Genomic DNA, 6,822 nt, shown 5'->3' on the forward strand with positions numbered 1-6,822 from the left:
AGAGCGATGTTGCGGCGAAAAAAGTTCCCGCAACACGGGCTGCGTATACTACGCCATCCCGCGTCAGAGTCAAGTGTTAAATCACAGATTTATGCACGGTAACGTCTGAACTGAAGCGGCTGTTGCCTGGTCAGTGGAGGCGCATTATAGAGTCATTGATGTGAATAGCAAGCGTTAAATAAACTTTTTTACTATTACATTTATATTTGTACTAATTATCGACTAAATTGACCCGACTTAATAGCATTTGGTAATGCTGCCAGACTATCTAATACCATATCTGCCAGGGCTTCCCCTTCTGGCGTGACAGGTTTACCTGTTTTAACCAGAACTTTATGCCCTACTCCAGCATTTATTGCTGCCTGCATATCTTCTGGTTTATCCCCTACCATATAAGAGACGGCCATATCGATATTTAACTCTTTCTGTGCCGATAACAGCATACCTGGCTGTGGCTTACGACAATCACAAGTTTGTGCGAACTCACTAATGGTACCTTCCGGATGATGTGGACAATAATAGATACCGTCCAGATCCACATCACGATCCGCCAACGACCAGTCCATCCACTCCGTCAGGGTCATAAACTGATCTTCCGTGAATTTTCCTCTGGCGATGCCGGATTGATTGGTGACTAAAACTAAAGCAAAACCCATCTTTTTCAGTTCAGCACAGGCTTCAATTACCCCATCAATAAACTGAAACTGATCTATTTCATGAACATACCCATGGTCAATATTGATTGTCCCATCCCGGTCAAGAAAAACTGCTGGTATAGAATTCGCCACGTCATTACCCCTGATGGCTATTAAGATGTCATTAGTATCCCATGATTGTACTCACAGAAAGAACCTTTCGATAGATCCAAAATTGGTTGACTTAGACGTCTAGACGCCTTAGCATCCATTCAATCACTCAGTATTTGCTGAGTTCTGTTTTATTAACGGTCATTATTCTTCATATGAAGAATGGTTATCGGAACGGTCACAACACAAGAAAAATATGATTAAACTTCAGAATATTACAAAAATATTCCAGCAAAAGAACCTGACTATCACAGCACTGTCTGACGTGAGTCTCCATGTTCCTGCCGGACAAATCTATGGCGTTATTGGTGCTTCTGGTGCCGGTAAAAGTACGCTTATTCGCTGTGTGAATTTACTTGAGCGTCCAACTTCGGGGCGAGTGCTGGTTGATAATCAGGATTTAACCGCTCTTGATTCCGCGGGGCTAACCAAAGCCCGCCGTCAGATCGGCATGATATTTCAACACTTTAATTTACTTTCTTCCCGTACTGTGTCGGGTAACGTCGCTTTGCCATTAGAACTGGATGGCATGCCATCAGCGGAGAGAAATAAGCGCGTAGTAGAACTGTTGGATTTAGTTGGGCTTAGCGATAAACATGATACGTATCCCGCCAACCTGTCCGGAGGACAAAAGCAACGGGTAGCTATTGCCAGAGCACTGGCCAGCAATCCTAAAGTTCTGCTGTGTGACGAAGCGACCAGTGCGCTGGACCCGGCAACCACGCGTTCGATTCTTGAATTATTAAAAGATATCAACCGCCGTTTAGGCCTGACTATTCTGTTAATTACTCATGAAATGGATGTGGTAAAGCGCATTTGCGATCAGGTTGCGGTTATTAGCGATGGTAAACTGATTGAGCAAGACAGCGTTAGCGCGATGTTCTCTCACCCTAAAACGCCATTAGCTCAACAGTTTATTCAGGCAACACTGCATTTGGATATTCCGGATGATTACTCTGAACGCCTGAATCCTGAACAAAAAGAGAATACTCACCCATTATTACGTCTGGAATTTACCGGCCAATCGGTAGATGCACCATTGCTATCGGAAGTTGCGCGTCACTATAACATTAATAACAACATTATCAGTGCCCAGATGGATTATGCCGGTGGGGTAAAATTTGGTGTCATGTTGACTGAGATTCACGGTACGCCGGAAGAGACCGCCGCCGCAATCCAGTTTCTTCAAGATCACCATGTAAAAGTTGAGGTATTAGGCTATGTCTGAGGCAATGATATTATTGATGGCTAAATCAACCTGGGAAACCATTATCATGGCTTTTGCTTCAGGTTTCTTTGGTTTTCTTATTGGTTTACCCGCTGGCGTATTACTGTATGTCACCAGACCAGGACAAATTTTGGATAATCCTGTGATTTATCGGGGAATGTCCGCTATTGTTAACGTCTTCCGTTCTTTGCCTTTTATTATTTTAATTGTATGGATGATCCCATTTACCGATCTTATTATGGGAACATTTATTGGATTAAAAGCCGCTCTGGTGCCATTAAGTATTGGCGCTGCGCCTTTTATTGCTCGAATGGTAGAAAATACGCTTTTAGAAATCTCGACGGGTCTTATTGAAGCAGCAAGGTCAATGGGAGCAACACCACTTCAGATTATCTATAAAGTATTATTACCAGAATCATTGCCTGGTTTAATCAACAGTGCATCAATTACCCTGATTACACTGGTTGGTTATTCAGCAATTGTAGGTAGTACTGTTAGTGCCGGTGGTTTAGGTCAACTCGGCTATCAATATGGCTATGTTCGATATGACCCAACCGTCATGAATACAGTACTTGTGCTATTAATTATACTGGTTTATTTAATTCAGCTCTGTGGGGATCGTTTGGTTAAAGCCGTTAATCATAAATAGCGGACTGATAACGATGTTGCTTACAGCTCATAAATAATAGAGAGAAAAAATATGTTATTGAAGTTAAAGACGTTTGCTACTGTCGCTGCTGTTATTGGCTCTCTCGCCCTCGCGGGATGTGGTCAGGAAGAAAAAAAAGCAAATCACATTAAAGTGGGTGTTATTGTCGGAGCTGAACTAAAGGTTGCCGAAGTCGCTAAACAAATTGCTAAAGACAAATATGGCCTGGATGTAGAACTGGTATCATTTAATGACTATGTGCTACCAAATGAAGCGTTGAACAAAGGCGATATTGACCTGAATGCTTTCCAGCATAAGCCCTATTTAGATCAACAAATTAAAGATCGTGGTTACAAGCTGGCAGTTGTGGGCAATACCTTTGTTTATCCAATTGCTGCCTATTCCAAGAAAATCAAATCAATTGACGAACTTCAGGATGGCGCGCAAATCGCTATACCAAACGATCCTACTAACCTTGGTCGTTCTCTGTTGTTATTACAAAAACAGGGGCTGGTTAAGCTGAAGGATGGCGTTGGCCTGATGCCTACCGTACTGGATATTATTGAGAATCCAAAACATCTGAAAATCATTGAGTTGGAAGCGCCACAATTACCACGCTCTCTGGATGATAATCAGGTAACTCTGGCGATTATCAATACCGCTTACTCCAGCCAAATCGGTTTAACACCAACTAAAGACGGCATCTTCGTTGAAGATAAAGATTCTCCTTACGTAAACATCATTGTTTCTCGTGAAGATAATAAAGATTCTGAAAACGTGAAGAAATTTGTTCAGGCTTTCCAGTCTGACGAAGTATTCAATGCAGCAGATAAAGAGTTTAAGGGCGGCGCCATTAAGGGTTGGTAATCCTTTAATTCGTTATCCCTATTTCTCAATAATATATTTAAGGGCAGATATTCTTATCTGCCCTTTTTATTCGCCAGTTTTCATCTTATCCTTAACCCTGTTTTTATTTATACTCTTAATTAATTTTAGCGACTGGCCTTCTCATTACAGGTCTTTCCCTTTATATCAAGGATATCCAATGCGCATTCTTACGCTTTGCCTGTTTGCACTTTTTCTGGGTGGCTGTGCCCAGTCCGGACCTTCAGCACCAGAAGTAGAGCCAGTCAAACTTTATAAGACCGAAGCTGAACTCTCCGGTGCCTCTTTTAAAGAGATGGGATTAGTTTCTGGTGATTCCTGCCAGTTTACCGCTCAGGACAGCCCGCCAAGCATTACTTCAGCAATGCTGAGTATGCAAAAAAGAGCAGCTTATAAAGAAGCCAATGCCGTGTTATTACATCGCTGTGAAATGATGTCTTCTGTTCCAGGTTGTTATCAGGTTGCTGTTTGTGAAGGCACTGCGTTACATATCAATTTTTAAATGACCGCACTGCATATCGAACCCATAGGCGTTATTCGTTCGCCTTATAAAGAAAAATTTGCCGTTCCCCGCCAGCCAGGTTTAGTGCAGGATGGGGGCGGTGAATTGCTACTGTTGCCCCCCTATAATCAGGCAGAGGCAGTACGTGGGCTGGAACAGTTCAGCCATATTTGGCTACTGTTTGTATTTCATCAAACTCAGGATGGCGGCTGGCGACCAACGGTACGACCTCCCCGTTTAGGTGGAAATACCCGGATGGGGGTTTTCGCTACCCGCTCTACCTTTCGGCCCAATCCCATTGGTATGTCATTAATTGAACTAAAGGGCATACGTCAGGAAGGGGCTGATATTATCCTGAAGCTTGGCAGCCTGGATTTAGTTGATGGAACTCCTGTTGTTGATATCAAACCCTATTTGCCCTTTGCCGAAAGTATCCCTGATGCTCAGGCAGGTTTCGCTCAGTTAGCCCCCGATGCCAACATGCCCGTCATTTTTTCTGTTGAGGCTGAACACGTTTTGCAAAATGAGAGTCGTGCTCTGCCCCATCTGCGCCGTTTTATTACTCAGGTATTGGCTCAGGACCCCCGCCCTGCCTATCGAAAAAATGAGCAACAGGTCAGGGAATTTGCCGTACACTTAATGACGTTTAATGTACGCTGGCGCGTGGAAAATGGGCAGGCAACCGTTTTTGCTATCGATAAACGTTAGAAATTCCTGTTCCTCTCTTTTGAGAGAGGATAGTCACTGATACACTAAGTCACTTTTTTATTTATCAGGCTTATTCTGCGTTTGCTTTATCAGGCTCCGCTTCACTGATCGGTAACGCTGAAAAATTGCCATTATCTGAAGATTAAATGGAAGCACTACAACATGCGTACTAGTCAATATTTGCTCTCTACTTTGAAAGAGACACCTGCTGACGCTGAAGTCATTAGCCACCAGCTAATGCTTCGCGCCGGGATGATCCGTAAACTGGCTTCTGGTCTTTATACCTGGTTGCCTACCGGTCTGCGCGTTCTGAGAAAAGTTGAAACCATCATTCGTGAAGAGATGAACAACGCCGGTGCTATTGAGATCTCCATGCCGGTAGTTCAACCCGCTGACTTATGGCAAGAGAGTGGTCGCTGGGAGCAATATGGTCCGGAACTGTTACGCTTTGTAGACAGAGGTGAACGCCCATTTGTATTGGGGCCGACCCATGAAGAAGTGATCACCGATCTGGTACGCAATGAAATCAGCTCTTATAAGCAATTACCGCTGAATTTCTTCCAGATTCAAACTAAATTCCGTGATGAAGTTCGCCCTCGCTTTGGCGTAATGCGCTCACGGGAATTTATCATGAAAGATGCCTATTCATTTCATACCACGCAAGAGTCTTTGCAGTTGACGTATGACAAGATGTACGACGCCTATAGTAAGAGCTTTACCCGTATGGGGCTGGATTTCCGTCCGGTGCTGGCTGATACCGGCTCTATTGGCGGTAGTTCTTCCCATGAGTTTCAGGTACTGGCCGGTAGCGGTGAAGATGATATCGTTTTTTCTACTGGTTCTGATTATGCTGCCAACATTGAGCTGGCAGAAGCCATCGTACCATCAGCAGGACGCGCAGCACCCGCCGAAGAACTGCGTCTGGTGGATACACCTGATGCAAAAACCATTAATGAACTGGTTGAACAGTTTAATTTGCCGGTTGAGAAAACAGTTAAAACTCTGCTGGTTCATGCAGCAGAAGAGAGTGGTCATAAATTAATTGCACTTTTAGTTCGTGGCGATCATGAGCTGAATGAAGTGAAAGCACAAAACCAGCCGCTGGTTGCCAGCCCGCTGACATTTGCTTCAGAAGAAGAGATTCGTGCGACTATTGGCGCTGGCCCGGGTTCTTTAGGCCCAATCAAAATGCCAGTACCGATGATCGTTGACCGTTCAGTGGCGGTGATGAGCGATTTTGGCGCCGGTGCCAATATCGACCATAAACACTACTTTGGCATTAACTGGGAACGGGACCTGCCTCTGCCGACTATGGTCGCTGATATCCGTAACGTCATGATTGGTGACCCAAGCCCGGATGGTAAAGGGACTTTACTGATTAAACGTGGTATCGAAGTTGGTCATATCTTCCAGTTGGGTACTAAGTATTCTGAAGCGATGAAAGCAACCGTACAGGGCGAAGATGGCCGTAATCTGACCATGACAATGGGTTGTTATGGTATTGGTGTAACCCGTGTGGTAGCTGCTTCTATTGAGCAAAATCATGACGAGCGCGGTATTATCTGGCCAGATGCGATTGCTCCGTTCTCTGTGGTTATTATACCAATGAACATGCACAAATCTTTCCGCGTTCAGGAAGTGGCAGAGCAGTTGTATGAAACTCTGCGCGCCAAAGGTGTTGATGTACTGCTGGACGATCGCAAAGAGCGTCCCGGCGTAATGTTTGCCGATATGGAGCTGATTGGTGTTCCGCACACGGTGGTTATTGGCGATCGTAATCTGGATAATAACGAAGTTGAATATAAGCACCGCCGTGCAAGCGATAAGCAGATGATCAACAGCGACGAAATCGTGTCGTTCCTGCTATCACAAATACAACCGGCTTAATTAACCACCGGTTACCAGAATCCCGCTACGGCGCTGAGGGATCCCCACAAAATCAGCGCTAATAAACCAACACCATACTCTGGTAGGTTTTGGCGAGATGATTAAGAACAGTACTGAGTACTGTTCGTCTTAAAATTAGCGGAGAGTGTCGCAAGAC

General features: G+C 44.5%; 7 protein-coding genes. 6 read left to right on the forward strand and 1 reads right to left on the reverse strand.

From position 1 onward, the window contains the following. Positions 1 to 215: 215 nt before the first annotated feature. Positions 216 to 788 (reverse strand): D-glycero-beta-D-manno-heptose 1,7-bisphosphate 7-phosphatase, encoded by a 573-nt coding sequence (gene gmhB / locus LPW36_RS17265; RefSeq protein ID WP_230611808.1) that lies wholly within the window; start codon positions 786 to 788, stop codon positions 216 to 218. 214 nt (positions 789 to 1,002) lie between these two features. Between gmhB and metN the strand changes: the two genes are divergently transcribed. From metN to proS, 6 genes are all read left to right on the forward strand, one after another. Continuing rightward, positions 1,003 to 2,034, forward strand: coding sequence for a methionine ABC transporter ATP-binding protein MetN (gene metN / locus LPW36_RS17270; RefSeq protein ID WP_230611809.1), 1,032 nt, complete (start codon positions 1,003 to 1,005; stop codon positions 2,032 to 2,034). Beyond that, positions 2,027 to 2,683, forward strand: a complete 657-nt coding sequence (locus tag LPW36_RS17275) for a methionine ABC transporter permease MetI (RefSeq protein ID WP_230611810.1) — start codon at positions 2,027 to 2,029, stop codon at positions 2,681 to 2,683. The genes metN and LPW36_RS17275 overlap by 8 nt, the downstream gene beginning before the upstream one ends. A gap of 51 nt (positions 2,684 to 2,734) precedes the next feature. Next, entirely contained in the window at positions 2,735 to 3,550 is an 816-nt protein-coding gene (locus tag LPW36_RS17280; RefSeq protein WP_230611811.1) for a MetQ/NlpA family lipoprotein, read from the forward strand. Positions 3,551 to 3,728: 178 nt separating this feature from the next. Continuing rightward, entirely contained in the window at positions 3,729 to 4,070 is a 342-nt protein-coding gene (gene rcsF / locus LPW36_RS17285) for an Rcs stress response system protein RcsF (RefSeq protein ID WP_230611812.1), read from the forward strand. Then, positions 4,071 to 4,778, forward strand: a complete 708-nt coding sequence (gene tsaA, locus LPW36_RS17290) for a tRNA (N6-threonylcarbamoyladenosine(37)-N6)-methyltransferase TrmO (RefSeq protein WP_230611815.1) — start codon at positions 4,071 to 4,073, stop codon at positions 4,776 to 4,778. Between the two features lie 162 nt (positions 4,779 to 4,940). Continuing rightward, positions 4,941 to 6,665, forward strand: coding sequence for a proline--tRNA ligase (gene proS / locus LPW36_RS17295; protein ID WP_230611817.1), 1,725 nt, complete (start codon positions 4,941 to 4,943; stop codon positions 6,663 to 6,665). Positions 6,666 to 6,822: the final 157 nt, after the last annotated feature.

It is taken from the genome of Limnobaculum eriocheiris, from assembly GCF_021010575.1.
Taxonomy (GTDB): Bacteria; Pseudomonadota; Gammaproteobacteria; order Enterobacterales; family Enterobacteriaceae; genus Limnobaculum; species Limnobaculum eriocheiris.

Coding starts and splice junctions, on each gene's coding strand:
- metN (WP_230611809.1), top strand. CDS start 1,003: ATGATTAAACTTCAGAATATTACAAAAATATTCCAGCAAAAGAACCTG.
- LPW36_RS17275 (WP_230611810.1), top strand. CDS start 2,027: ATGTCTGAGGCAATGATATTATTGATGGCTAAATCAACCTGGGAAACC.
- LPW36_RS17280 (WP_230611811.1), top strand. CDS start 2,735: ATGTTATTGAAGTTAAAGACGTTTGCTACTGTCGCTGCTGTTATTGGC.
- rcsF (WP_230611812.1), top strand. CDS start 3,729: ATGCGCATTCTTACGCTTTGCCTGTTTGCACTTTTTCTGGGTGGCTGT.
- tsaA (WP_230611815.1), top strand. CDS start 4,071: ATGACCGCACTGCATATCGAACCCATAGGCGTTATTCGTTCGCCTTAT.
- proS (WP_230611817.1), top strand. CDS start 4,941: ATGCGTACTAGTCAATATTTGCTCTCTACTTTGAAAGAGACACCTGCT.